We start from the raw sequence: 25704 nt of genomic DNA on the forward strand, positions 1-25704 counted from the left end.
CACTTATCATGGGAGTGAAACTTATGGAACTGCTTTTCAACCTGTTTATCGGCTGCGTGCTGCTAATGTTTCTGGTGGGTGGCACCACGATATCCTATAACACGGTAGCGGCCGATCATCTTGGTTCCGGTGGCTTCCCAATGATATTTGCCACAATTGGGCTGATATTGTTGGCGTATAGCACCCTGCAAACCCTACGTTCGCCCAAAGCCGCCAAGGAGCCCTCAGGCGTGACTTTTGCGGACTACAAACGCGTGGGTGTAATTGTTCTATTGTTGCTGTGTTATATCCTGACCATCAAAACACTGGGATTCGCCATTGTAACATTGATTTTCATTGCCGGAAGCGTTACGGCACTAGGCTATAAATCATATGGAAAAACAGCTATTTTTTCGTTGCTATTTACAGCTATGCTGATTATCATTTTTGGCCGTGTTTTCTTCATTGCGCTACCCCGCGGCGTCGGTATTATCAAAGAATTTAGCTATTATCTGTATTAAGGAGGAGAATAAGATGGTTTTACAAGGTTTGATTAATGTATCTTCTCCTGTGACACTGCTACTCATCATAGTGGGAACCACCTGGGGTCTTACCGCGGGCGCATTGCCCGGCCTGAGCGCCTCCATGGCGGTTATTCTCATGCTGCCCTTTACTTATGGCATGGGGGCTATTCAAAGTGTCGTCGTACTGGTTGCCGTTTATGTGGGCGCCATGTGTGGCGGCTCCATCTCCGCCATACTACTCAAGACACCAGGAACGCCCAGTTCGGTTGCAACCACTTTTGACGGCTATCCGATGGCTATGCGCGGCGATGCCCCGCGTGCAATCGGTCTTTCGATCACCGCTTCTTCGGTGGGGGGCATCTGTTCAGGCCTTGTCATGGTAACCTGTGCGCCGCTACTGGCACAGTGGGCATTAAAGTTTCAAAGCGCAGAATTTTTCGCACTTTCACTGCTTGGGTTAAGCTGCATTGCAAGCATTGGCTCTGATCAACCGGTTAAAGCGCTGCTCTCAGCATGTCTTGGGCTGCTAATTTCCACCGTCGGTCTGGATTCTATCTCCGGCGCCCAGCGCTACACCTTCAATCAACAGTTTTTGATGAACGGTATCGACTACATTCCAGTCATGATTGGTGCTTACGCCCTGGCAGAGGTCTATCGCAACATCTTGCTCAACAAAAAGACACAGGCAAATACAACATCCGAAGCTGCAAACAATGCCGCTGTGGGCGGTTCGCTGGTTCCGACGCTGGTGCTTGGCATTCCGGGCGGTACAGTCGCTGCCATTTTGCTGGCTGCATTCACTATGCACGGTCTGATTCCTGGGCCGCTGCTGCTGAGGAACCAACCCGATATGCTCTACAGCATTTTATTCGGTATGATTGTATCATCACTGCTGCTGTTTGTGGTGGGCATTTTTGTAGCGCGTCAGTTTTCTCGCATCGTCACACTGCCTTATCCGTTTTTGGCCACCATTATTATGATACTTGGCCTACTTGGCTCCTATTCGTTGCGAAATAGCATCTATGATGTGATGATTATGTTCGGCTTCAGTTTCCTTGGTTTTATGTTTGATAAGTACGGTTATTCAACGTCTTCGTTTATACTGGGTATCGTACTGGGCGCAATTGCTGAAAATGGATTAAGAAAGCAGATGATCGTTTCTGGCGGCAGCTGGACCGGTTTCTTCACGCGGCCGATTTCTCTCATTGTATTAATCATTAGCGTGATATCCTTTCTGACGCCTCTTATTCGCGCAAAACGTAAGGTTAAAAGTAATTAGTCCGATTCTATACACAACAGCCTTATCATGATAAAATGATAATGCATATAATAAATCATTATTGAGGTGGCATTTATGGTACGTGCAAACGAAATTGCATACGCATATATCAAGGCCAGAATTCTGGACGGAACATTTCGCCCTGCTCAGCGGTTGGTAGAAGCGCAGCTTGTCGAGGATATCGGCGTAAGCCGCAACACTATAAAAAAAGCATTGATGCTGCTTTCGCGCGAGGGACTGGTCACGATTGAAGACAACAAAGGGGCAACCATCCGCTCATTAGATTTGGAAGAAGTTGCTCAGTATTATGAAATTCGTATTGCACTAGAAAAAATCGTGGTGCAGCACGCTGCCAAAAACATCACCGAAAGCGATCTTGATGAAATGGCGTCGCTGCTCGATAAAATGAAGTCATTAAGCGCCGTTAAGGACTTTGATACTTACAGCGAGTGTAATCGTCAATTTCACAACATCATATATGTCGCTGCACGCAAACCGATTATCGCAGATATTATACAGAATATAAAAACCCAGCTAAAACGCTTTCAGATTAAAACCATGCTCGTTCCCGGCAGAGCTGACCGCTCGCTGGAAGAGCATGAAGCCATTCTGAATGCTTTGCGCAATCACGACGCAGTCGTGGCAGAAAAGGTGATTGTAACCCATGTTTCACATGTTGTAGAAACCATCACAGAATACAAAAACCTTTTCTTCTGAGAAGGGAGCAAATGATACAATGAGTAATTATAAACCTTTACCTGAGTTGATTGACAATGAACTTGTGGCACGCGCCGCCGCATTTGGTACAGCTCAGCTTTGCGACGGAATGAAGAGCCTGGGAATAGAGCGCGACGGCTGCATGGATTATAATATCATGCCGATTACGCCAGGTGTGAAAATGGCAGGAACTGCCTGCACAGTTGAAACGCAAGACGGGGACAACTTTCCGATACATGTCGCCATCTATCAGGGCAAGCCCGGCTACGTCATGGTTATCGACGGCAAATCCTACTATGACCGCGCTTACATGGGCGATCTAATGGGCGGTGCCGCCAAGGCAATTGGACTTGAAGGCATTGTAGTGGATGGCTGCATCCGCGACCGGATTGGGCTGACCGAAATGGGTCTCAATATTTTTTCACGGGGTTATATGCAGCGTGGCCCCTCGAAAAAAGGCCCCGGCAAAATTAACGAACCGGTATGCTGCGGCGGCGTTACGGTCAACCCGGGTGATCTTGTGGTCGGTGATTGCGACGGGGTAACGGTTGTACCGCGCGACCGAATTGAGGAAGTCTTGGCACTTGCCGCAAAGAAGGATGATTACGAGCAAAAACGCCGCGAAGCGATATCGGAGTATACCCGTTGCCGCGAGGCCGGTTTTCCACTGCCGGATCTGACCCCTGATTGGGTTAAGGCAATGCTGTAATCGTCAGACGCCATAACTTGGATCAATAACATAAAGAGAAGGCGCCCTATTTGTTTTCAGTACACTTACTGTTTACAAATGGGGCGCCATTAAGTGCTTCGGAGGTTTCCTACTCAATTCAACATCCTCTCTTCCTACGTCTGTTCTTTTGTTACCTACAGAGGAATATTGCCGCGAAATCTGCTTGACTGGAGGAAAGAAAAGCCTTAGGTTATATATGTAGGGCGAAATGATATAAGTAAACGCATTGGGCGGTATACTATTCTGTGGCGGGTACATTGAAAGAGGAAAACAGATTAATTGTCAATAGAAAAATGAGAGGTGCAAAATGTCATCAGAAATTTATCTCGCTGGTGGTTGTTTTTGGGGAATGGAAAAATATCTTGCCGCTATCAATGGCGTTCAGGCAACAAAAGTGGGTTATGCCAATGGAAACACTGAGAATCCCACTTATGATGAGGTTTGTCATCAAAACACAGGGCATTCCGAAACGGTATATGTAATCTATGATGCCAAGATTCTTCCGCTTGAATTTCTGCTAGAATTATATTATCAAGCAATTGATCCGGTTTCGTACAACCGTCAAGGTGGCGATATTGGAGCACAATATCGAACCGGTATATACTACGTCAACGAAGAAGAACGCTCAGTGATTGAAAACTCTATTACACGGCTTCAAAGCCGTTATAGCAAGCCTATTGCCATTGAAGTCATGCCGCTTCGCAATTTCACCCCTGCGGAAGAATATCACCAAAATTATCTGAATAAAAATCCGGGAGGATATTGTCATATCGGGAAGGATCAGTTTGAAAAAGCGGCAAAAGCGTTAGTGAATCCTGCCGACTACCTTGTTCCGAATATTGACAGCTTACGCAAAAAGCTGACGCCTACTCAGTATGAGGTTACGCAGCATAGCGCCACCGAACCAGCATTTCAAAACGAATTTTATCAGACCTTTACGCCCGGTATTTATGTAGATGTCACCACAGGGGAACCTTTATTTTCTTCGAATAATAAGTTTGAATCTGGCTGTGGCTGGCCTAGCTTTTCAAAGCCAATTGATCCCAATGTTATTCGCGAGAAATCAGACAGCTCACATGGTATGATGCGCACTGAGGTGAGAAGCCGGGCTGGTGACGCACATTTGGGACATGTGTTTCACGATGGTCCGGAAGAATTGGGTGGGTTGCGTTACTGTATCAATAGTGCATCACTACGGTTCATTCCTAAAAAAGATATGGAGCGCGAAGGATATGGATATCTACTAAGTCTGATAGATTGAGTGGGCATAAACTCATATGATCCATCCAATTTAAATGAGAGGTTTTAATCAAACCTTTTATATAGTGAAGCGCTACTTGAAGAAAAGTTCAAGTAGCGCTTCGTTTTATTAGATTCCCAATTTATAGATTATATTACAGCCCCCATGTTCTTTATAAAGTAACTGTCCGTGAATAGTCTACCGTGACCCTTCACCAAAAATGACGATGTAATCAACATTTTCATATCGTCTCTCATGACATCAACGGGGGTTCATGAATGTATAAGGCCGCTTAGAATACATAGCTTAGCGCCAGAATGCTTGCATTTTAATTTCTGTTGTTGGTAATACACTCAATCGGATATGCTTCATAACTAGAAAACAGAAAAAACTGAAAACGGAAGCGACGTGATTAAATATTGTACATTTCGGTGTAGCTGCCAAACTGGGGAACCTCCTGACCGGCGCTGGCGAAGCGGTTTTTGGTCGTACTCTGGTGCTTTGTTGAATAGGCGGCAAAATCCGACTCCATCAGCTCAAATGTCTTGTCTTCGGCAGCCTTCTTTTTGATGGCGACATTGGCAACCGCCTCGGCATCCTGTCGATGGATTACAACGATGCCGTCGGCATCGCCGACCAGAATGTCTCCTGGGAAGACAACCTGGCCACCGCAGGCGATAGGAGTATTAATCTCACCGGGGCCGAACTTAAACGGACCCTGTGGGGTGATGCCTTTGGCGTAAACGGCTATCGGAAGCACTTTGATTCCATCAAGATCACGTAGGCAGCCATCGACTACGATACCGGCCAGCCCCTTCTTGGCAGCAAACCGGACCATGATCTCTCCGGCAAGGGAACGGTTACAGCCGCTGCCACCATCTACAACAATCACATCGCCCGGTTGAGCCATGTCCAGCGCCTGATGAAAGAACAGATTGTCACCAATAGGCGCTTTAACAGTGATGGCGGTTCCCAGCAGAGGAACGTTATTTAAAGGTCTGATATAGTCGTGCATGCAGAACAGACGGTTCATCTCATCATTAATATTGCTAGAGGGCAAACCTCTAAACAGCTCGACTATTTTCGGGTCTGGACGCTCAACCTTTGTAAAGATTCTGTTTCCAATACTTATCATTTAGTTTCCTCAATTCTATTAAAGTTTATAAACTCCCTGTTGACAATCTCACGCATCTCACGACTGCCGAAAGCGTCGTACCGTGCGATGCAGTCCATGCAGATGGCTGCCATATTGATATCGTTGTCCACTGTGTTGCCAGCACAGTGTGGCGTGGCGGTAACACAATCGAGTTTGAGCAACTCGGCATCCTTTGAAAGTGGCTCCTGCGTAAAGGTATCAAGACCAGCACCCAGAATTCGTCCCTCGCGCAGCGCTTCAACCAAATCGCTTTCGTCAATAATGCCGCCGCGTGAAGTGTTGATGATACAAGCAGTGGGCTTCATCAACCCAATCTTCTCCTTGCTAATCATCCCTTTGGTAGATTCCAGTAGTGGAACATGAATGCTGATGATGTCGGATTGAGCCAGCAGCATATCAAAATCGGTGTAGGTGACGCCAAGGAATTTCTCCTGTTCCTCGTCCAAGCGAACGATATCATAGTAAAGAACCTGCGCTTCAAAGCCATTACGCACGATATCGGCCACCTTGCGGGCAATGTTGCCAATGCCGATAAGACCCACCGTCTTACCGTGGAGCAGATAGGAGCGGGTGGAATACTGCTCTCTGGCCCACTCACCCGTCTTCATCTTGGCGTTAAGCGCAATCACATTGCGAAGGACATCTAGCATCAGGGTAACGGTCATCTCGGCAACCGGTATGCTGTTACCGCCGACACAAATACCAACGGGGATGCCGCGTTCTCCGGCGGCCTTGACATCTATCTTGTCATATCCGACCCCCCATTTTTGAATCCATTTAATACGGGGAGAGGCGTCCATAATCTTGGCATCAACCACACCTCCGCGGTTAACCATATAATCTGCGTCCGCCAAAGCGGAGAGATCTCCACTCGCCGCGACATGATAGGTTTCGAAGCCCTTCGGACATTTGCTACTCAATGCCGTGAGCATGTTGTCACTAAAGGCTCCGTATAATGCGATTTTTTTGCTCATGTTGGGTTGCACCTCATTTGGTTACATTTTCCTTGGATTTCCTATCCACATAGGACATGATTATCGGCGAAAAAAGGGATATTCCAATTAGCAAGGTAAGCACGATGCTGATTGGACGGCTGAGGAAGTAGCTTAACATACCGCCTTTGGCATTGGCTAGTATAACTGCACGCCGCCAGTTGTTTTCACAAATGCCAGAAAGGACCATGCCCAAAATCATGGGGGGCGCAGCAAAGCCGCAGCGCTTGAGAATAAAGCCAAACAAACCAAATACAACCATAACGCCGACATCGAACATATTGTTACGAATGGCATAAGTGCCAATGACACACAGCGCGGTAATGACCGGCCCCAAATAGCCCATTGGGACCGAACTGACACGGGCAATATAACGCGCGGCGAACAATCCAATGATGCCCATGAGAATGTTGGCTATCAGGAAGCCGAGCATGATGGCATAAGTAGTGTCGGCGTATTTGGTAAACATGGCGGCACCGGGGGTCAGGCCATGAATCATCATACCGCCGAGTAAAATGGCCGCCACCGAACTGCCGGGCAGACCGAGGGTGATCAGTGGTATTAAAGCGCCGCCGGTGGCGGCGTTGTTACCGGTTTCGCAAGAAGCCACGCCTTCCAAAGAGCCGTGACCGAACTTTTCAGGATGCTTAGAAAACTTCTTGCCCATGCTATAACAAATCCATGAGGAGATGCCTGCACCGGCAGCGGGTACGATACCGACAATGGTGCCGACGACCGAGCAGCGCGTAATGGTTGGGAAGAGCGTTTTCATTTCTTTCCAAGGGGGAAGTGCTCGGCTGTTCTTTAAGTTTTCCTCATCTTCAATAACCGAACCTTTCTTACCGTGATGCACATCCCAAGCTAGAGACATGACCTGAGAAATCGAAAAAAGGCCGATCAGGGCAGGAACAAAATTGATACCATCCTCGAGTTGGATCACGCCTAGAGTCATACGAGGGAAACCGGTAATGGCGTCGAGGCCGACGCAGCCGAGAATTAAGCCCAAAATACCGGAAAACAGGCCTTTGACAACCGAATCACCTGCAAGGCTAGCAATGACGGTAAGACCGAAAACAGACAAAAGGAAGTACTCAAGGACAGAAAACTTTAGTGAGAGAGCGCCGAGCGCAGGGGCGATAAGTAACATTGCTATGGCGCTAACAATGCCACCCAAGGCGGAGCTGAAGGTTGCCACACCCATGGCCTCCATTCCGCGGCCTTGTTTGGTCAGTTGGAAGCCGTCTATGGCGGTTGCGGCTGAAGCGGGAGTGCCGGGGGTATGGCAAAGGATAGCCGTGATCGAGCCACCATAGATGGCTGAGGTGTACATTGCAACAAGCATGCTCAGAGCAGCCACGGGGCTCATGCCATAGGTAATGGGAATCAGCAGTGAAACGCCCATGGCGGCAGAAAACCCAGGCAGTGCACCGATAATCATGCCACCTGCTGTGCCGGCAATTAGGGCAATGATGGTATCCACGCCGATCAAGGTCTGAAAGCCGGCGATAATATTAGCGAAATCTACCATATTTCATGTTCTCCTTTCCACGCATCACAGCAATTGGCCCAGCATGCCAAAACCATCCACAGATACGTTTAGCATACGGACAAACACGAAATAAATCAGTAGCAAATAAGTGATGTCGATGGTGATGATAATAGGCCATGAAGTGCGCTTCATAAATCGCATCAACACGATGATCATAACACCGGTAGCCAGAAAATAACCAACCGCCATGAACAACACGAAATACAGTACCACAAATCCCCAGGTGATCAGAGGAATTTTCAGCGCATCTAAAGTCAGAGCCTTTGCGCCCTGCGCTTCGACAGGCAACTTACTTTTATTTAAGCCACGATAAATGATCAGAATGGATAATACTGTCAGTATTCCGCCCAATAGACGAGGCATCATAGCCGCATCAGGGGACAGGTTCATATTCAGTGCAAAAATAAGCAGGCATAGCGCCAAACAGACAAGACCTATGTAAACGTCTTGATGGAGTTGTTTCTTCACCAAATGTACTCCTTTCCTGTTGGAGCACCGAGCTGCTTAACTCGGCGCTCCACAATGGGTCATTGAATATCCAGTGCTTATTTCTGCACTTTCCAAAGCTCTAGGCGGCTATCTAGCTGATCCATCAGCAAGTTGTAATACTCTTCGCCGGTGTAGAGCTCAAGCTGGGCGCCCATGGCGGCCATATTCTTTTGATAATCGGGGTCATTAAAAGATTTGATTAAAGCATTGGTCATCTTCTCTACGATAGCGGGGTCAACACCCTTCATGTAGGCGTAACCACGGGCGGAAAAGGACACATAGTCATCCACACCGATCTCAATAGCGGTAGGTACGTCGGGTAGGTACTCGGAACGCTCGGGAGCAAAAACTACGATGGGGCGATAGCCGTTTTCTTCGGCTTCCATTACATCGCCGACATTGGCAGAGAGAATGTCGGTCTCACCAGCTAAAAACATGGTTGTGGCGTCGCTGGCGCCGTCGACTGGGATAACAGTAAGCTGGCTGCCGTGCTTTTGTTCAAGGAATTTGGCAACGGTGGCATCGCCGCTGGTAATACTGGAAGTAGCAGAGGCTAGGATTAAGGGATTGTTCTTGGCGTATTCGATTAACGAAGAATAATCGGTGAAGCGGGTTTCGTCGCTGCGAATAGCCAGAACCTGATAGTCTACAACATGGTTGGCTAACAGTTCAAAATCTTCGATGGTTTTTTCGCGGGGATTGGTCGCATCATAGTGACCATACAAAGCCGACAGGTTCACTAGAGCAAAGGTATATCCGTCTGGATCGGTATTCTGCAAAAGCTGATTCCACGCAAGCCAGCTACCGCTGCCGGGGACGTTCTCGACTACCACGGGTACGCCTAGCTCTTTCTTCAGAGCCTCAGCCAGATAGCGGCTACCCAGGTCGGACGAGCCACCAGCAGAATAACCACAGAGCAGGGTAATGGCCTTGTTGGGCCATTCACCATTGGAAGCCGTGGCGGGGCTTGCCGTTGCGCTGGAATCAGATTGACCGGCGCTTGGGGCGCTGCTTTGGCTGCCACAAGCCGCAAGAGAAACGGCAATTGCCAGAACCAAAAGGACTGAGATTGCTTTTTTCATGTCTTTTCCTCCTATTTACTTAGATTATCCAACCTATAAGCGCAATGTGCTTATAATTGAAAACTGAATTTAAGGTTTAGTTAACCGGTTTTGTTTACCGGTTAACTAAATTGTCAAAAGAGAAGGATGGAAAGCCCATCCTTCGTTCTGCAACAAATATACCTAGAGAAAGTAGAGAGAATTATAACATCTTCAGGTTGGTGGAATTGCGAAAAAATAGACTTCCCTGCAGCGCAGTACCTCCTTGACTTGGCTGGTGTTCCCGCAGACTTTCCATCATTTTTTCCGCTGCCATAATCCCCATGCGATCCATCGGTTGGCGAATAGCTGAAATACCCGGATAAACCAGCTCTGACCAACCGACAGCGTCATAACCGCAAACCCCCAATTCATGGGGAATCCTGATCTTTCGCTGTTCCAGCTCTTGAAGAACCAGAAAGAGAGTGTGTGTATTAACTGCCATGATTGCCTTGCGCTGACCGGGATACTGATGTAGAAAAACATCGAGTGCATCCCCAACAGCAGGATTGTCCCGTCCCACCAGAACAACCGACTCCTCATCCGTCATACCAAAAAGCTCCTGGGCGGTCTGGGCGAAAACATCGCCCATCCACTTTTTATGAAAATTACGGACATCCAAAAGAAAGCGACTCTTTTCAAATCCTTGTTCCTTAAGATGATACAACATATTTCGAATCAGCTCATCATGCTTGACATAGACGCAGCCGTATGACCACTCAGCCAGTTGCCGCGTACAGAGAACGACAGGAATCCCGCGTTCGCATATCTCGTTATAACGGGTAACCGAATTTTCGCAAGGGATAATGATAAGCCCTTCCACCTGCTGGTTGAGACAGAGCTGGATCGCCATCTGCTCGGTCTTCTGATCGTCGTTGCTGCAGTAAACAATCGTACCATAACCGTTTTTGGAACAGATATCATTAATCCCCGTGACCGTCTGTGCACCTACCTGATAGCGCAGTGTGTTAACGATAACGCCAATCATCCCACTTTTTTTTGATTTTAAGGTGCGCGCAACGTTATTGGGAACATAGTCATATTCCTTAATGATTTGCTCGATTCGGGAACGCGTCTCCGCGGACATATAATTGTAATTACCGTTTAAATAGCGGGAAATAGTAGTCTTAGATACCTTCGCAGACTTAGCAATATCTGAAATTGTAATTCTCCCCGCCATGTTTACACCTCCCTTGTGTATCGATTTTGTTTACCGGTTTCTATTTTAAATTACCAAATGATTCCGCTAAAGTCAATGCGGCTTTATTACAAAATAATTTATCAATTTTTTAGCATTATGAATAAAAGGTAAGTCCATCCGCATTTTACAGTAAAAGAAAAGTTGCCCGCCACATCTGGCTAACTACATAGAAAAGTCAGAACATATTTGGTATTCGCTCAGAGAAAAAAGAAGTCATCTAATCCATGCAAAATCGCACCATTAAGCATGTTTTTTCGGATGTTAAGGCAGCAAAAACGGCCACTACATTGTGTTTTGATAACGACCAGCAATTTATCAATGAGGTGATTTGGTCACCAACCGAGTATTAACTTTTACATATGGGGCAACATAAAATTTGTTGATTATCATCTTTTGCGCCGTTATTTAATGTAGTGTGAATATTCATGGCAATTTGCGAAAAGAAATTTAAAGACAGGATTGAAGACCTGACAGATACCACATACTCTAATCACCTTTATAATGTTTGCTGACCAGTGCTGCAAAACATTTAAAAAGGTAGAGGAAGATGCAATTATAATGAACAAAGTACAATCTATTGCTGTTGCGGCAGCAATGCTTTTAGCAATCGTCGGTTGTAGGGGTAACGCTTTCAGCAATTTATCGAGTGCACCATCTGGCAATGCGTCGTCTGGTGCATCTGCTACTGCGTGGACACCCATTAAGGATGTCAAGGTCATCGTAGCTTACAGGCACGGTTCAGGAACTGACACCAGTGCTCGGCTATTGCTGGCCAACGCAAAAAAGTACGTCGGACAGTCGCTCGTAGTTGAAAATCTTGAGGGTGCCGATGGCAAAATTGGCTATACGGCGTTGGCCCGTGCCAAACCGGATGGCTATACCATTGGCTTTATCAATATGCCCACCTTTACGACACTGGCGCTTGAGTCTGACTCACCCTTTAGTATTAAAAGTGTGGTGCCGATCTGCAACCATCTTTTTGAGCCATCAGCTGTTGTTGTTAAACAGGATAGCCCCTACAACACCCTGCAGGATCTGATAGATGCCTGCGAGGCTGGTGAACTAAAGTGTTCCACTAATGGTAATATGGCGTCTAATCACACCGGCGCCCAGATTTTTGCCAAGGCTGCTGGCTTTGACTATAAGGCGGTACCCTATGGTGGGACGGCCGACCAGTTGATGGCGCTGAGCCAAGACGAAGTGGAATTTTCGGTTCCAAAAGTTGGTGATGTAGCTTCAATGGTAACAGGTGATAATGCCGAGCTACGCATGCTTGCGGTGTTCTCAGAAAACCGCGTCGAGCAATATCCCGATGTACCTACTATGAAGGAACTTGGCTTAATTGACACCTGGTATGGCAGCGCGCGTGCCTTGGTCGCCCCCGCCAATACCCCTCAGGCAATTATTGATTTTTATGCCGAGGCGTTTAAAAAAGCGATGGAAGATCAAAAGTGCATCACGGACCATGAGGCCGCAGGGCTTTCAATGACTTATATGGATCCTGACGCGCTAACAGATTTGCTTACCGCGCAGGATACCTTTTGCCGTGATATCGTTGTAACGCTGTATCAGGACTAAACCATCTGAATGCTTGCTTACGTGGCGCATTAACGATAATAAAAATTTAAAAGAACGCAGAGCTAATACCAATTAAACGGCATTAGCTCTGTTTTTAAATCGTAGATTAAATATAAGGAGGGGGATACGATTGGCTCAGTTCGACGTTTTGCTGGACTATCTGCGGCAGCTCAACATCGTCTCTATATTTGTGCGTTTTGCTTTTACAATATTCTGTGGCGGTATTATCGGGATGGAACGGGGCAAAAAACGCCACCCGGCCGGGTTACGTACCCATTTGGTGGTGTGTATTGGTTCCGCTTCGGTCATGATGGTCAGTCAGTATATCGCGCTGTACTTTAGCGCTAATACCGACCCTGCACGGCTTGGTGCGCAGGTGATCAGTGGCATCGGCTTTCTCGGCGTTGGCACCATTGTGGTTACAGGGCATAATCAGGTTAAGGGGTTGACTACGGCTGCCGGACTGTGGGCCTCGGCCTGTATGGGTCTTGCAATCGGAATTGGCTTTTATGAAGGTGCGCTTATTATGTGTCTCTTCCTTTATATGGTGCTGGAGGTATTGGAACGTCTGGATGAGCAATATTTGAAGACCTCCAATAACATCAAACTCTACATTGAATATGCGCATACGATGCGACTGTCTTCGGTTATTACACATCTGCGCGACAAGGGATGGAAGACCCATGCCATTGAACAACTCAAAACCGATTGTGATTGTGCCGCTATGTTGGTCACATTGTCGCACGCTGGCAAGCGACAGGCGCATGACATCCTACTGGAGGGCCTGCGTGCATTGGATGGCGTTTGTTTTGCGGAAGAGATATGAGTAGTCGTCAAGACGAACATACAAAAAGCGCTGCAACCTGTCAGGGTTGCAGCGCTTTTAAAAAGATATAGTTATTTCATCACCGCACCGGTATTGGCGGCACCTACCAGACGGGCATAGCGTGCCAGCCAGCCGGATGTAACATTGGGAGCAGGCATGACAAACTTTTGCTTTCTGGCTGCAAGCTCTTCATCGCTGACCTTGACGTTGATACGACTTGCAGGAATGTCGATCTCGATAAGGTCGCCTTCCTCAATATAGGCGATGTTACCGCCTGCCGCCGCCTCGGGCGCCACATGCCCGATGGAAGCGCCGCGGGAAGCGCCGGAGAAGCGCCCATCGGTGATGAGTGCGACAGTCTTGTCCAGCTTCATACCTGCCAGTGCAGAGGTGGGGGAGAGCATCTCACGCATACCGGGGCCGCCGGCAGGTCCCTCAAACCGGATGACAACGACGTCGCCGGAGATAATTTTGCCTTTATAGATCGCGTCGATAGCCTCTTCTTCAGAATTGAACACGCGTGCAGGGCCAGTGTGGGTAAGCATCTCAGGCGCAACAGCACTGCGTTTGACTACGCAGCCATCCTGCGCGATGTTGCCCCACATGATGGCGATGCCGCCGGTTTTGCTGTAGGGATTCTCGATGGGGCGGATAATCTCGGGGTTTTTATTGACCGCGCCCGCGACATTTTCAGCGAGAGTTTTGCCAGTAGCTGTGATGACCGAGGTATCAAGGAACCCAGCGGCGGCTAGCTGGTTCATCACCGCGGGTAGGCCGCCTGCGGTATTAAGCTCCTGAATATAATGGCGTCCGGCAGGGGCCAGGTGACAAAGGTTGGGCACCTTGGCGCTGATTTCATTGATGGTTTTCAAATCCATTGGAACACCGGCCTCGTTTGAGATGGCCAACAGGTGCAACACGCTGTTGGTAGAACAGCCCAATGCCATATCGACCGAGAGCGCATTTTTGATAGAAGCAGGGGTAATGATGTCACGTGGGCAAATATTCTTTTCCAGAAGTTCCATGATCTTCATACCTGCCTGCTTTGCCAGTTGGGTACGAGCCGAATAAACGGCGGGAATGGTGCCGTTGCCGGGTAGCGCAATGCCGATGGCTTCGCAAAGACAGTTCATTGAGTTAGCGGTATACATACCGGAGCAGGAACCACAACCGGGGCAGCTGTCCAACTCGCGGGCGCGCAACTCGGCATCGTCAATCATGTTTACTTTGTGTTCACCAACCGATTCAAACAGATAAGACAGGCTGGTGTGTGCGCCATCATGCTCACCAGCCAGCATAGGTCCGCCCGAAACCACTAGCGCGGGAATATTGATTCTGGCCGCGGCCATAACCATACCGGGGACGATTTTATCGCAGTTGGGAACCAGCACTAAAGCATCCAGACAGTGCGCCATGGCCATGGTCTCGACCGAATCGGCGATTAGCTCGCGCGAAGCCAGCGAATATTTCATACCGATGTGACCCATGGCAATGCCATCACAAACGCCGATTGCGGGAATCAGTATAGGAGTACCCCCCGCCATTCGAACACCGGCTTTGACCGCCTCGGCAATTTTGTCCAGATGAATATGGCCGGGCACAATTTCGCTGTGTGCCGATACCACGCCGACCAGCGGACGGTTTAGCTCCTCATCGGTATATCCAAGGGCATAAAACAGAGATCGGTGCGGTGCACGCTCCACTCCCTGGGTGACCTTATGACTTCTTAATTCCATAACTTTTCCCTCCACTTGTCGCATTCTACCACTTATTTTGCGAAGATATAAAGCTATAATAATACAAGAACAGCAGCAAAGTCAAGAAGGACGAAGGGGGGCCTCGGTTGACATCAATGTTGGTTAGCGGTAGAATTATAGTGACAAATAATGCGGGGTGATACATAATGACAGCATGTTTTGATACCGTGATTTTTGACCTTGATGGTACGCTTCTTAATTCGATCGATGATCTGACCGACAGCATCAATAACGCGCTTGGTCAGTGTGGTTTTCAAAAACACACCACAAAAGAGGTTCAGGGCTATGTAGGGGACGGTGTGGATATGCTTGTTCGCCGGGCGTTGCCTCAAAACGCTGATCAGGTAGATTATAATGCTGTATATAGCGCTTTTATCGCGATTTACTCTGAGAATATGTACAATAAAACCCAGCCATATCTGGGTATACCCGAGCTGATTGCAGAGTTGTGTCAGCGGGGTGCTAAAATGGCGGTGGTGTCTAATAAATTTCAGGACGCGGTGACGCCGCTGATCCAAGACTATTTCGGTGACTGTATTCCGGTATCGGTCGGGACGGATGAAAACACGCCTAAAAAACCGGATCCGAGCGGGGTACTCAAGGCGATGGAAGCGTTAGGTTCGGTACGTGAGCGCACAATTTATATGGGCGACTCGGATGTGGACATTTTGACCGCGAAAAATGCGGGGGTATTTTCGGTGGCCTGCACTTGGGGCTTGCGCGACAGAACGGTGCTTGAGGCGGCCCATCCCGATGCGTTGATCGATTCCCCGATAGCGCTATTGCCGCTTTTAGAGGGGAATAATAAGGCATTAAACCAGAAGTAATCGAACAGGGTAAGTATTTTAGTTTTTTTCTGTGCAGCCCTTGCAAAATGACAAACCGGGTGCTATAATAATTAACGCTGAATTGATTGAAATCAGCGCTAATTTGGGGGCGTAGCTCAGCTGGGAGAGCGTACGGTTCGCATCCGTAAGGTCGAGAGTTCGATCCTCTTCGTCTCCACCAAAATTGATGTTATGTAGTGTAAGCTGCATAACATCAATTTTTTGGCACATTTGATTGCTGGTTTCGTATACTAGAGGAAATTAATAATATCATCGTAACAACTGAATACGGTAATCCGATTAAATGAGCGGGCGTATCATTATGAAAATACGCCCGCTTTTTTTAATGCCCTTTTCTTGATTTGCCCACATTAAAAATAAAATGAGAAGAGTTGTTTGGCAATTAAAGTAGTGGAGGATATCAATAAACTACTTACTTGCGAGGGTATATTAAAAAATAATGATATGTTCAAAGAGGTTTTGTGTTTGAATATAGCGGTCTGAAACTATGATATCAAGAAAATCATCTGTTATCATGGCGGGCTTTACAATTTTGATATAAAAGAAAGTTTAAAGGATATAGTGTCGAGCTTCTAGTAATCTAAAATGAAGGATAAGTTTTTAAAATTCATTTAGTGTTTAGAGCATTCAACAATTCCAAAACTTTCTTATCTTGAATTTGATTTAATTGTTTATACGGGACACAAGTAATTAGCAAGTTGTAGGTTAGTACTATAATGGGCAACTCATTTCTGAGTGATAGGCGTGTTGTTATTCACTTATATTGGCATTTTGTAAAACTTTGTGTAAAAGTATTTGCCCAGTGAACAAGGAAGTAGCATAAGTTATTAGGTTTGAGCCAGCAAATCATAGTCTGGCATTCTGTCCTGATAGCCGTGCTTCAGGTGGGTGGGCGTTAACACCATTTATTTTATCGTAGTCCCAATGTGGCTTTTCTGTTGCCTTTTGAAATTGCGAACTTTATTGTACTCTATCTTCAGGCGCGAATAGAGCTAATCTCTTATACACTATGTCTTCTTTTGCAACTGGTCTTGCGGTACCAGCTCATCTATATCCACTATCACGATATCCCCGCCGTCTATCTTTTTTCCAGTCGTCGATTCGCTATAGCCCCTTCCTCTTTCCATTATACAAAAAAACCATGCCCGTAGCATGGTTTTGTGGCAATCTAGGCGGTGGGGGTCGGCAACATTGCCGGCCCCCACCGCTTAAAATAAGAAAAGGCAAATAGTGAATTAATGTGTTGCCTTGGTGGTCTTTTTGACCTCGCGGATAAAAGGCAGAAGGATGCAAGCCATAATGACCACCAGCAGGAACAGGTTGATGCCGCCCTTTAAAAATACAGTGTAGGAGCCGTCGGCCAGCAAAAGCGCCTGACGGAACGATACCTCCATAGTATTACCGACTATAGCAGCCAGAATCATGGGCGCAGTAGGGATTTTGGCCTTGTCGAATATGTAGCCGACAATCGCGAAGATAACCATGAGATAGAAATCAAATACCGAGTTTGAGATAGCATAGGCGCCAATGAACGCCAGTGCCAGAATTATAGGATAGAGAATTTTCGGCGGGATCGAGAGTACGCGCACCAGTGCACCGGCCATTGGGATGTTAACAATGGCGATGATAATGTTGCCGATGACCATCGATGCAATTAGGCCCCAGGCCAGCTGAGGATGATTGGTGAACAGCAGCGGACCGGGCTGCAAACCCAGCATGAGCAGCGCGCCCATCATAACCGCCGTAGTGCCCGAACCCGGAACGCCGAGGGTCAGCATCGGAATCAGCGCGCCGACAGAGGCGGCATTGTTAGAAGCTTCAGGTGCTGCAAGGCCGACAATTTCGCCCTTGCCAAAGTCGTCGGGGTTCTTTGCAATCTGCTTTTCGTTGTTATACGCCATCAGGGAAGCCATTGTACCACCCGCACCGGGCAGTGCACCGATGATAAAGCCGAGCGGTGTACTGCGCAGAATGGGTTTCCAGCATTTTTTCCACTCTTCCATAGTAATCCAGATTTTGCCGAACTTGGTCTGCATTTTCTTTTTTCCTTCGTCGATGTCTTTAAAGCTTTTAAAAACTTCGCCCAGCGCATAAAACGCAATGATGACAATAAGAAAATCAATGCCGGACATCATATGCGGTTCGCCAAAGGTAAAGCGGGGCACACCGGACTGTGCATCAAGGCCCACGCTCGAAATCATCAAGCCGAAGAACATCGAGGCAAAGCCCTTTGCCGCATTGCCTTTGTTCATCGAAGCAGTCATAGAAAGCGCTGCCAGCATCAGCATAAAATATTGCGAGGGGCCGAATTTCAGCGCAAATCGCGAAACCGGAACCGCTAGAAAAATGAAGAAAGCAACCGAAATAATACCGCCGATGAAAGAAGCGATGGCCGAAATAGCTAGGGCAGATTCGGCCTTGCCGTTTTGCGCCATAGGGTAACCGTCAAATGTTGCAGCAATAGCAGCACCATCGCCGGGGGTGTTGATAAGGATCGAGCTTCTAGAGCCGCCGAACATCGCGCCGTAATATACGCCGCACATGGTAATCAGGGCACCCTCGGGTCCCATGGCATAGGTTAGCGGCAGCAGCACGGCGACGCCGGTTGCGGGTCCCAGGCCAGGCAGCATGCCGATAATTGTACCCAGAACACCGCCGATTGTCACCCACATCAGGTTAATCGGTTGGAAGGCGACCAAGAATCCCATCATCAAATTATTAAAAATTGCACTCAAAACAGTTCCTCCTCCCGATTAGAAAATGCCGCCGGGCATCATTGGCAGCGGAATTGTCAACATTTTGGTGAACAGAAGATAGACACTCAGTGAAAAGGCCAGGGCGATGACGATGTTTGACGGCCATTTTTTCCTGCCGCGGAATAAAAACAGCATCAGCCCCAGAAACAATACGGTTGAAATGACATAACCGAGCTGTTCAAAGATGACGGCATAAACGATACCGGCGAGACAGGTGACGGCAATGAGAATGCGATCCTTGGGAATTTTACCGTCAGCTGTGCGTTCAAATTTAAACTTTTTAAATTTGGTGGGATCCTTTTTAATTTCGGCAACCGCTGTTGCCATAAGCAGAACGCCGCATATAATCATCCCTACCCCCAACATAATTGGGAACAGCAGCGGCTCAATCGGGTTTCCGATAGTCGCCCTGTCTAGGTTAAAGGCTGCGGCTGTATAGATGACACCAAACAATAGGGTGCCAAGTCCAACGATCACATTAAAATCCATTAACATAAGTGACCTCCAATTTGAGGTGTTTGTTTTATAAACCTCTTTTGAATATAGCAGGGAGGAGACGACGCGTTTCACAGTCGTCTCCTGCCCCACACTGTGCCGGACGCTTCACGCGCCACGAAATAAGATTGTCTTATGCCTTAAGCATGCCGACAGAATCAAGCAGCTCCTTGTATTCCTCATTCCGCTCGTCGAGGAACTTCATGAATGCGTCGCCGGTCATAAATTTCTGATCCCAGCCGTATTTTTCGCACTCGGCTTTCCATTCGGGCGCCTCAACCATTTTGCTCAGCGCATCCACCCAGAAATCCTTGGCGTAGTCAGGCATGCCGGCAGTGCCGAACAGGCCGCGCCAGTTATAGAAAGTGGCGTCAATGCCCTGCTCCTTACAGGTGGGGAAGGTTGCAATGGTACCGGTGCCGATGCGCTCGTCAGAGGTGATGGCCAGCACGCGCAGGTCGCCGCTTTCAACAAGGCCGATGCTGTCTGCAACGCCGGAGGTCAGCACGTCAAAGTGTCCGCCGAGCAACATGGCGGTTGCGGAGCCGTCCTGGAAGCTGACGTAGTCGATCTGTTCAGAATGCTCAACGCCGGCGGCTTTTGCGACCTTCAAAAACTGGAGGTGATCCATCGAACCGGCCGAAGAAGCACCGCCAAGCTTAACGCTCTTGATGTCTTTCTTCAGTGCGTCCATCACATCATTAATGGTCTGATACGGAGAATTCTTACCTACTAAGAAGCAGCCGTAGTCGGTGATCAGTGCGGCCAAAGGGGTGGTATTATCCTTGTAGTTCAGCGGAGTGGTGCCGTTGAGATTATTGAGGATAAGGGGCGGAGAATAGACCGAGATGATGGTATCACTGCCCTTTTTCTCGTCCATATAAGCCAGATTGACCGAACCGCCGCCGCCAGGCTTGTTGGTGACAGGCATTGCGACAGAGACCAGTTTGGTGTCCTTAAGTACCTTGGCGACAGCGCGGATGGTCGTATCCCAGCCACCGCCGGCACCGGCGGGCGCTATGAATTCCATTGCCTTTGCGGGGTAAGCAGGTACTGAGCTGCTTGAGTCGGCGGGCGCTGTACTTGAAACGGCGCCGGAACTTGTCGTGGACGCAGTGCTGCTGCCGCCGCATGAGGTGGCGACTGCACAAATGCTAAGTGCTAAGAAAGTCGCGAAAGTTTTTTTCCAAGCCATGATAATCCTCCTACTAATTTTTTTGACCTGCTCCTGCTTGCAGTGAAAACAAATCAATTTTCCTATCCTTTGTCGTCTATTCCCAAACCCACTGTCTGACAGGAGGTTATTCGGGCAAAACCTGATATACCACGTCGATGATGCTGCCGTCGCGATATTCTACCACGGCGACAATTTTATCGCGGTTGTATTGAATCGGCTCCGGCTTACCGGTCAGGCGTTCAGCCATCTCCTTAAGCTGCTGCATGGTGAAAAGCTTAAGGCCAGATTTGCGCAGCCTTTCCGTAAGGTCGGGGTTGCGCGCGGTGTTAACTGCCACACCATACTCGGTGACAACACAGTCCACGCTGGTCCCGGGCGTGCAGATGGTATTGACCTCATCCACAATGCTGGGGATGCGCCCACGAATGAGCGGCATAGCCATAATGCTTAGTCGGGCAGCACCTGCACAGTCGGGGCCGCCGCCCAGAGCACCACGCAGCTCGCCGTTGGATCCGGTGAGGATATTGCAGTTAAAGTGTGTGTCCATTTCAAGTGCGCTTAAAATGCAGATATCTAGCTTGTTTATGCAGCAGCCGTTGCCAAAAATATTGGCATAGGTACCGGTTTCGGTCTCAATGTGGGTAACATCATTGCACAAGGCGGCGCTGGCTTCAGTATCGAAGCTCTGGACGGCCAGAATTTTTTGTATGTAGCCCTCCTGATGCAGGCGGGTGATTGCTGCGCCGATTCCACCAAGTGCAAAGGCTGCGTGAATATTCTGCGTGCGCATGCGCTCACCTAAAAAGTTGGTGACGGCAATCGGCACCGCGCCGACGCCGGTTTGTACGGAAAAGCCCTCGACAAACAGGCCCGAATATTCGATGACCTTTGTCGTATTCTCGGCAATGAGCAGCTGCTTGGGGTCACGGGTGGTGCGCGCCGCCCCTTTGCCGATCAGGGCGCTGTCGCCAATCTGGTCGACGACGACCACACAGTCGACGTCGCTCTGGTCAATTGAGATAGGGGAGCAGGGATAGGATACCAGATTGTCGGTGATGAGTACCACATTGGCAGCATATTTGGCGTCCACCATGGCATATCCTAGCGCGCCGCAAATATTTTTGCCGGTGCAGCCGGTGGCGTTACCATATTCGTCGGCGGAGGCCACGGCTAGAAAGGCCACGTCAATGTTCAGTTCGCCCGCCTGAATGGCGCGCACGCGGTCGCCATGGGTGCGCAGCACAACGGGATTTTCCAGAATACCTTCCGAAACCGCCTTGCCCAGCTTTCCACGCAGGCCGCTGCTTTCCAGATGGGTGATGGTGCCGTCCTTAATGAATTCGACAACCGGATCATGTACGTCGGTCAGGGAGCTTGGCGCCAGCGTCAGATTTTTGATGCCCAGCGCGCGGATAGCCTCCAGCACCGGCAGTACCGTCAAATCTCCGTCGCGAAAGCCGTGGTGGAATGAAATAGTCATACCGTCCTTCAGACCCACGGACCGGATGGCCGCTGTTAAATCGCGCTGAATTTTGTTACCCATATCGGGCGTGCGTTTTTTCAGTTTGCGGTAGGACGCAACCGGTGCGTCGGCGGGCGACAGGGCAAATTCGCCCTGATAGGGAATTAGCTTTTTGTTGTTTATTTTTTCGGGAATGTTTCTGTTGACTGCGTTTGTCAGCATCCGTATGCACCTCCGTCCAGAATGCCGGCGGCGTCGGCCAGCCGGATGACGCGCCGCGCGCGTTCCACCATCGGCAGGTCGATCATTTTGCCGTTTAGGGCGATGACACCTGAGTGTTTTTCTTCGGCTTCTTGGATGGCGCCGAAGGTGCGGATGGCGTAGTCAATTTCCTTGATCGTGGGGGTAAACACTTGATGAATCGGCTTTATCTGGCGCGGATGAATACAGGATTTGCCGTCAAAGCCGAGCTGCTTGATCAGTTTAACTTCTTCCAGAAAGCCCTCGTCGTTGTTGATATCGCTGTAAACGGTGTCGAGTGCGTAAATTCCGACTTCGCGGCAGGCCATCAGTAGCAGACCTCTTGCGGTGGCAAGCTCTACGCCCAGTGGGGAGCGGGTGGTTTTCATGCTGGTGACAAAATCCTCAGCACCAATGGCCATGCCAATCAGCCGTTTGGAGGATTTGGCAATTTCACGCGCGTTTAGAATACCCGACGGGTCTTCCAATGCGGCCATCAGCTTAATGGTACCCTCTTTAAAACCGATGTTGCGCTCAATCTTGGCAATCATCGCTTCGGCGTCCCAGACATCTTGTGCACAGGATGTTTTGGGCAGGCGGATGACGTCGGGCTTTGCGCGAACAATTGCTTCCAGGTCCTGATGGCCGGTTTCGGTGTTGATGGCGTTGATACGCACCACCGTTTCGGTATCGCCAAAGTCAATGGTTTTCAGCGCATGGTAGATGACAAAACGCGCGGCATCCTTTTCGTTGACCGAGACGGAGTCCTCAAGATCAAACATCAGCGAATCGGCGCCGTAAATAGTCGCCTGTGCAATATTGGCGGGGCTGCTGCCTGAAACATACATCATGGTTCGGCGCAGCTTTATTTTTTCTGCAACCATTTTAACCCACCTTCCAGTGATAATCGGTCAGCGCCGCGGCGCGGCAGACCGCAGCTGAGACACGGGCGCGTATCGTGCAATCCAAGGCGCCTTTGTCGTCAATACTGACAAACGCTTCGGTAATATCAAACTCTCGCAGCACATCGTTGACGGTGGCGAGAATAGCATTGCCAAACTGGCGCTTGACTGTACTTTTTAAATCAATTTCAAGCCCTTTTCCCGGATTGGGGCTGATTTGCACCAGCACATCGCTCGATTCCAGAGAGCCGGCATAGCTCTTTTTTGTGATTTGACACACAATAATGATCCCCCTTGTTTTGTATATAACGATCGACGTTCAATGCCGAGAATCGCTATTTTTGATTTTGGCAATGATAGGCTTCGCCTCGTCGGAACAGAGAAACTGATAGGTGGTTGGCGGCAGCAAAGCGGCAGTGTCCACCAGTTTGTCCTGTTTGATCAGCGCGCGCACCCGCGAGGCACTGACCGGTGCGCCCTGCTTTTCAAGGCGGTTGATGCAGTGGAACTGGATATTATAAGCCGGCAGTGTCTCAGCCATTACGCTGTTATAGGTTGCGGTGGTGACGTCCAGCGGCTCTTCACCCACAAAGCGGTCGGTGACACCAAGCGCGGGGGCGATACCGGTGCAAAACAGCATGGCGTCCAGCCGGGCATGCGCTCTTGTGGCGACGTCTGCAGTTTTCAAAAAGTAGGTCGGAAAGGTTGCGCCGGAGATCACATAACTCCCCCCGTCAATGAGCGAGACGTTTTTTAGGTCGGCTGTTCCCGCTTGAATCAGCTTTTTGCGGATAGCGGCGGGGAACAGGGAGCGATCTTCCTCTACAACCAGCACAAACAACCGGTCACAGGCGTCGCTGGCCTGTTCGATTAAGTAGCGGTGTCCTAAGGTGAAGGGATTGGCGTTCATGACAATGGCCCCGCAGCTGCCGCCGTCTGTTCGTAAGGCCGAAAGGCTGTCCAAATAGCGTGGGTAAGACTTGGCGTCGGTTTCCATCAGCAGCACGTCGTCGGTGCAGATGATGGTATGGAACGCAAGGTCTTCAAACATCACCCGGTTGGCGGGCTTAGTGAACAAAAAAATATTCGCAAGTCCCTTGGCGATCAATTCAGATAGCAATCGGGATATCAGCGTGTTGACAATACCCTCGCCGCGCATGCGCGGATCAATTGCCACGCATTTTATGACGTCGCCGCCGTAGCCCGCACCGCCCACCAGTTCATCGTTATAATAGGCGCCGAGGTAGCGTTCCAACAGCCTGTCCACAGTCAGGCCAAAAGGTTTGAGAAAGGTTTCGACCTGCTGATAATATTTCGGTATGTTAAGAGGAATATCACGTAGTTCAATTTCGCCATACAGCATACTAAATCCCTCCCGATACAACGTGTTATGCTTTTACATAAATAATTCTACTATCAAAGTTGAAAAATGTACAATATTAATATATAATCGAGATTATAAGCAATAGTTATATTAGTATATAGATTTTAAAGTTTGGTATATATTAAAATTAAAATAATATTGTGCAAATCTTCTTTTTTTGCCTTTATTCGCTTTTTCATTTTCCTGAAAAATTATTTTTTCGCAAAAGTATATAATCAAATTTCGCATTTTAAAATTGTCACTACATCAACAAATTATTTTAGGTTAAATGGAGGGGTTGCATGCAGTTGAGAGATTTGGAATATGTCGTAGCTATTGCGCAAACCGGTAGTTTTTCAAAGGCTGCGGCTCAAATGTTCGTCAGCCAGCCGGCACTTAGCCAGGCGGTTGCCCGGTTGGAAGAGGAGTTTGGCTTGCAAATTTTTCACCGCACTCGCGGCGTGATTACCCCTACCGAGGCGGGGCGGGTGCTGCTGGAAGACGGCTTAAGCATTCTTCAAATGAGCGACCGCATACAAAAGCGCATGTCAGATGTGCAGAATCTGCGCACGGGGCAGGTGTCCATTGGTATATCTCATCTTTACGGAAAGTACTATTTTTCCCGCATTATGCCGATTTTCCGTGAGCGATTCCCGGGCATTATCATCCACATCGTGGAGGACACTTCCTCCCAGTTGGAAAAAAAGCTGGAGGCAGGTGTGGTGGATATCGCCTTTTTTTCAGTGGCAGGCGAGTCAGAAAAACTGGTGTTCGAGTTCCTGTTCCACGAGGAGCTGCTGTTTGGTGTACCGCCCGGGCACCCTATCAACAGTTGCTACAAGCATGACGGCGATACTTTGCCCGTCGTGGATTTAGAACTGTTCAAGAATGATGACTTCTTGATGATCAAGCGTGGACAACGTTTGTATACGCAGGGTCACATGCTGTGTACCCGTGCAGGTTTTGTGCCCCACGTGGTCTTTGAAACCGGCAACAGCGAGCTGGCAAATACCTTTATTGCCGGTGGGCTCGGTGTCGGATTTTTGCCCATAGCGGTGCGCTGCACCTGTCAGCCGGAACACCGTGCGGTTTATTATCTTCTCAGCGACCCTGAAGCCAAGCGCGAATATGTGGTAGCTTACAATAAGCACCGGTTTCTGTCACTGGCGGCGCGGCAGTTTATTGAGGTCGCCAAGGAGATCAGCCATCAGTTCGGCGATATAACACCAAACTTAAAATAGATACCTTAACAGTTTTATTGATTGATTAAGAAGTGAAGTAGGTTTTACTTCGGTCTAAGCTTTATACTCTTTTGCGTTTACAACAAAAAATCAATCGAACTAT

General features: G+C 48.7%; 23 protein-coding genes and 1 tRNA gene. 10 read left to right on the top strand and 14 right to left on the bottom strand.

All coding sequences use genetic code 11. The annotated features are described in order from the left end of the window. Positions 1 to 23: 23 nt before the first annotated feature. The 5 genes from RBH76_13285 (at position 24) to msrB (ending at position 4490) form a co-directional block, all read left to right on the top strand. Positions 24 to 500: a tripartite tricarboxylate transporter TctB family protein gene (locus RBH76_13285; protein ID WMJ83687.1), complete on the top strand. Its 477-nt coding sequence runs from the start codon at positions 24 to 26 to the stop codon at positions 498 to 500. Positions 501 to 513: 13 nt separating this feature from the next. Beyond that, the gene (locus tag RBH76_13290; protein WMJ83688.1) at positions 514 to 1782 is read left to right on the top strand and encodes a tripartite tricarboxylate transporter permease; all 1269 of its coding nucleotides are present in this window, start codon (positions 514 to 516) and stop codon (positions 1780 to 1782) included. Between the two features lie 75 nt (positions 1783 to 1857). After that, entirely contained in the window at positions 1858 to 2499 is a 642-nt protein-coding gene (locus RBH76_13295) for a GntR family transcriptional regulator (GenBank protein WMJ83689.1), read from the top strand. A 19-nt stretch (positions 2500 to 2518) separates the two neighbouring features. Beyond that, the gene (locus RBH76_13300) at positions 2519 to 3208 is read left to right on the top strand and encodes an RraA family protein (GenBank protein WMJ83690.1); all 690 of its coding nucleotides are present in this window, start codon (positions 2519 to 2521) and stop codon (positions 3206 to 3208) included. A 328-nt stretch (positions 3209 to 3536) separates the two neighbouring features. Continuing rightward, a complete protein-coding gene (gene msrB, locus RBH76_13305) occupies positions 3537 to 4490 on the top strand; it encodes a peptide-methionine (R)-S-oxide reductase MsrB (protein ID WMJ83691.1) in 954 nt (317 codons plus the stop codon). A gap of 391 nt (positions 4491 to 4881) precedes the next feature. Here the strand turns inward: msrB and RBH76_13310 are convergent, their stop codons facing one another. The 6 genes from RBH76_13310 to RBH76_13335 all read right to left on the bottom strand — a co-directional run bounded on the left by RBH76_13310 (position 4882) and on the right by RBH76_13335 (position 10935). Beyond that, complete coding sequence (locus RBH76_13310) at positions 4882 to 5604, bottom strand: RraA family protein (protein WMJ83692.1); 723 nt, start codon at positions 5602 to 5604, stop codon at positions 4882 to 4884. Continuing rightward, a complete protein-coding gene (locus tag RBH76_13315; protein WMJ83693.1) occupies positions 5601 to 6599 on the bottom strand; it encodes an NAD(P)-dependent oxidoreductase in 999 nt (332 codons plus the stop codon). Before RBH76_13315 ends, RBH76_13310 begins: the two co-directional genes overlap by 4 nt. Before the next feature lie 13 nt (positions 6600 to 6612). Beyond that, positions 6613 to 8145, bottom strand: coding sequence for a tripartite tricarboxylate transporter permease (locus RBH76_13320; protein WMJ83694.1), 1533 nt, complete (start codon positions 8143 to 8145; stop codon positions 6613 to 6615). A 24-nt stretch (positions 8146 to 8169) separates the two neighbouring features. Next, entirely contained in the window at positions 8170 to 8634 is a 465-nt protein-coding gene (locus RBH76_13325) for a tripartite tricarboxylate transporter TctB family protein (GenBank protein WMJ83695.1), read from the bottom strand. A 77-nt stretch (positions 8635 to 8711) separates the two neighbouring features. Beyond that, positions 8712 to 9737 carry a tripartite tricarboxylate transporter substrate binding protein gene (locus RBH76_13330; protein ID WMJ83696.1) on the bottom strand — a complete coding sequence of 342 codons (1026 nt, stop codon included), beginning with the start codon at positions 9735 to 9737 and terminating at the stop codon, positions 8712 to 8714. Positions 9738 to 9918: 181 nt separating this feature from the next. After that, positions 9919 to 10935, bottom strand: coding sequence for a LacI family DNA-binding transcriptional regulator (locus RBH76_13335; GenBank protein WMJ83697.1), 1017 nt, complete (start codon positions 10933 to 10935; stop codon positions 9919 to 9921). A gap of 579 nt (positions 10936 to 11514) precedes the next feature. Here RBH76_13335 and RBH76_13340 point away from each other — a divergent pair. Beyond that, positions 11515 to 12534 carry a tripartite tricarboxylate transporter substrate binding protein gene (locus RBH76_13340; GenBank protein ID WMJ83698.1) on the top strand — a complete coding sequence of 340 codons (1020 nt, stop codon included), beginning with the start codon at positions 11515 to 11517 and terminating at the stop codon, positions 12532 to 12534. Between the two features lie 130 nt (positions 12535 to 12664). Further along, positions 12665 to 13360 carry an MgtC/SapB family protein gene (locus RBH76_13345; GenBank protein ID WMJ83699.1) on the top strand — a complete coding sequence of 232 codons (696 nt, stop codon included), beginning with the start codon at positions 12665 to 12667 and terminating at the stop codon, positions 13358 to 13360. A 71-nt stretch (positions 13361 to 13431) separates the two neighbouring features. On the opposite strand, the gene ilvD is transcribed toward RBH76_13345, so the two are convergent. After that, positions 13432 to 15096 carry a dihydroxy-acid dehydratase gene (gene ilvD / locus RBH76_13350; protein WMJ83700.1) on the bottom strand — a complete coding sequence of 555 codons (1665 nt, stop codon included), beginning with the start codon at positions 15094 to 15096 and terminating at the stop codon, positions 13432 to 13434. A gap of 167 nt (positions 15097 to 15263) precedes the next feature. On the opposite strand from ilvD, the gene RBH76_13355 reads away from it, so the two are divergent. Together RBH76_13355 and RBH76_13360 are read left to right on the top strand one after the other, a co-directional pair. Beyond that, entirely contained in the window at positions 15264 to 15944 is a 681-nt protein-coding gene (locus tag RBH76_13355; protein WMJ83701.1) for an HAD-IA family hydrolase, read from the top strand. A gap of 105 nt (positions 15945 to 16049) precedes the next feature. Beyond that, a tRNA-Ala gene (locus RBH76_13360) sits at positions 16050 to 16125 on the top strand. Positions 16126 to 17200: 1075 nt separating this feature from the next. On the opposite strand, the gene RBH76_13365 is transcribed toward RBH76_13360, so the two are convergent. From RBH76_13365 to citC, 7 genes are all read right to left on the bottom strand, one after another. Beyond that, the gene (locus tag RBH76_13365; protein WMJ83702.1) at positions 17201 to 18700 is read right to left on the bottom strand and encodes a tripartite tricarboxylate transporter permease; all 1500 of its coding nucleotides are present in this window, start codon (positions 18698 to 18700) and stop codon (positions 17201 to 17203) included. 18 nt (positions 18701 to 18718) lie between these two features. Beyond that, entirely contained in the window at positions 18719 to 19216 is a 498-nt protein-coding gene (locus tag RBH76_13370; GenBank protein WMJ83703.1) for a tripartite tricarboxylate transporter TctB family protein, read from the bottom strand. A gap of 133 nt (positions 19217 to 19349) precedes the next feature. Further along, a complete protein-coding gene (locus RBH76_13375; GenBank protein ID WMJ83704.1) occupies positions 19350 to 20411 on the bottom strand; it encodes a tripartite tricarboxylate transporter substrate binding protein in 1062 nt (353 codons plus the stop codon). A 106-nt stretch (positions 20412 to 20517) separates the two neighbouring features. Beyond that, positions 20518 to 22077: a citrate lyase subunit alpha gene (citF, locus tag RBH76_13380; protein WMJ83705.1), complete on the bottom strand. Its 1560-nt coding sequence runs from the start codon at positions 22075 to 22077 to the stop codon at positions 20518 to 20520. Further along, entirely contained in the window at positions 22071 to 22979 is a 909-nt protein-coding gene (locus tag RBH76_13385) for an aldolase/citrate lyase family protein (protein WMJ83706.1), read from the bottom strand. The genes citF and RBH76_13385 overlap by 7 nt, the downstream gene beginning before the upstream one ends. 1 nt (position 22980) lies before the next feature. Beyond that, the gene (gene citD / locus RBH76_13390; protein ID WMJ83707.1) at positions 22981 to 23277 is read right to left on the bottom strand and encodes a citrate lyase acyl carrier protein; all 297 of its coding nucleotides are present in this window, start codon (positions 23275 to 23277) and stop codon (positions 22981 to 22983) included. 39 nt (positions 23278 to 23316) lie between these two features. After that, positions 23317 to 24360 carry a [citrate (pro-3S)-lyase] ligase gene (gene citC, locus RBH76_13395; protein WMJ83708.1) on the bottom strand — a complete coding sequence of 348 codons (1044 nt, stop codon included), beginning with the start codon at positions 24358 to 24360 and terminating at the stop codon, positions 23317 to 23319. Between the two features lie 302 nt (positions 24361 to 24662). On the opposite strand from citC, the gene RBH76_13400 reads away from it, so the two are divergent. Further along, entirely contained in the window at positions 24663 to 25601 is a 939-nt protein-coding gene (locus tag RBH76_13400) for a LysR family transcriptional regulator (GenBank protein ID WMJ83709.1), read from the top strand. The last annotated feature ends 103 nt before the right edge of the window (positions 25602 to 25704 follow it).

The sequence above is a fragment of the Oscillospiraceae bacterium MB24-C1 genome, assembly GCA_030913685.1.
Classification (GTDB): domain Bacteria; phylum Bacillota; class Clostridia; order Oscillospirales; family Ruminococcaceae; genus Yanshouia.

Excerpts from the sequence above, each read along its gene's own strand:
- RBH76_13285 (WMJ83687.1), top strand. The coding sequence starts at position 24 with ATGGAACTGCTTTTCAACCTGTTTATCGGCTGCGTGCTGCTAATGTTT.
- RBH76_13290 (WMJ83688.1), top strand. The coding sequence starts at position 514 with ATGGTTTTACAAGGTTTGATTAATGTATCTTCTCCTGTGACACTGCTA.
- RBH76_13295 (WMJ83689.1), top strand. The coding sequence starts at position 1,858 with ATGGTACGTGCAAACGAAATTGCATACGCATATATCAAGGCCAGAATT.
- RBH76_13300 (WMJ83690.1), top strand. The coding sequence starts at position 2,519 with ATGAGTAATTATAAACCTTTACCTGAGTTGATTGACAATGAACTTGTG.
- msrB (WMJ83691.1), top strand. The coding sequence starts at position 3,537 with ATGTCATCAGAAATTTATCTCGCTGGTGGTTGTTTTTGGGGAATGGAA.
- RBH76_13310 (WMJ83692.1), bottom strand. The coding sequence starts at position 5,604 with ATGATAAGTATTGGAAACAGAATCTTTACAAAGGTTGAGCGTCCAGAC.
- RBH76_13315 (WMJ83693.1), bottom strand. The coding sequence starts at position 6,599 with ATGAGCAAAAAAATCGCATTATACGGAGCCTTTAGTGACAACATGCTC.
- RBH76_13320 (WMJ83694.1), bottom strand. The coding sequence starts at position 8,145 with ATGGTAGATTTCGCTAATATTATCGCCGGCTTTCAGACCTTGATCGGC.
- RBH76_13330 (WMJ83696.1), bottom strand. The coding sequence starts at position 9,737 with ATGAAAAAAGCAATCTCAGTCCTTTTGGTTCTGGCAATTGCCGTTTCT.
- RBH76_13335 (WMJ83697.1), bottom strand. The coding sequence starts at position 10,935 with ATGGCGGGGAGAATTACAATTTCAGATATTGCTAAGTCTGCGAAGGTA.
- RBH76_13340 (WMJ83698.1), top strand. The coding sequence starts at position 11,515 with ATGAACAAAGTACAATCTATTGCTGTTGCGGCAGCAATGCTTTTAGCA.
- ilvD (WMJ83700.1), bottom strand. The coding sequence starts at position 15,096 with ATGGAATTAAGAAGTCATAAGGTCACCCAGGGAGTGGAGCGTGCACCG.
- RBH76_13355 (WMJ83701.1), top strand. The coding sequence starts at position 15,264 with ATGACAGCATGTTTTGATACCGTGATTTTTGACCTTGATGGTACGCTT.
- RBH76_13370 (WMJ83703.1), bottom strand. The coding sequence starts at position 19,216 with ATGTTAATGGATTTTAATGTGATCGTTGGACTTGGCACCCTATTGTTT.
- RBH76_13375 (WMJ83704.1), bottom strand. The coding sequence starts at position 20,411 with ATGGCTTGGAAAAAAACTTTCGCGACTTTCTTAGCACTTAGCATTTGT.
- citF (WMJ83705.1), bottom strand. The coding sequence starts at position 22,077 with ATGCTGACAAACGCAGTCAACAGAAACATTCCCGAAAAAATAAACAAC.
- RBH76_13385 (WMJ83706.1), bottom strand. The coding sequence starts at position 22,979 with ATGGTTGCAGAAAAAATAAAGCTGCGCCGAACCATGATGTATGTTTCA.
- citC (WMJ83708.1), bottom strand. The coding sequence starts at position 24,360 with ATGCTGTATGGCGAAATTGAACTACGTGATATTCCTCTTAACATACCG.
- RBH76_13400 (WMJ83709.1), top strand. The coding sequence starts at position 24,663 with ATGCAGTTGAGAGATTTGGAATATGTCGTAGCTATTGCGCAAACCGGT.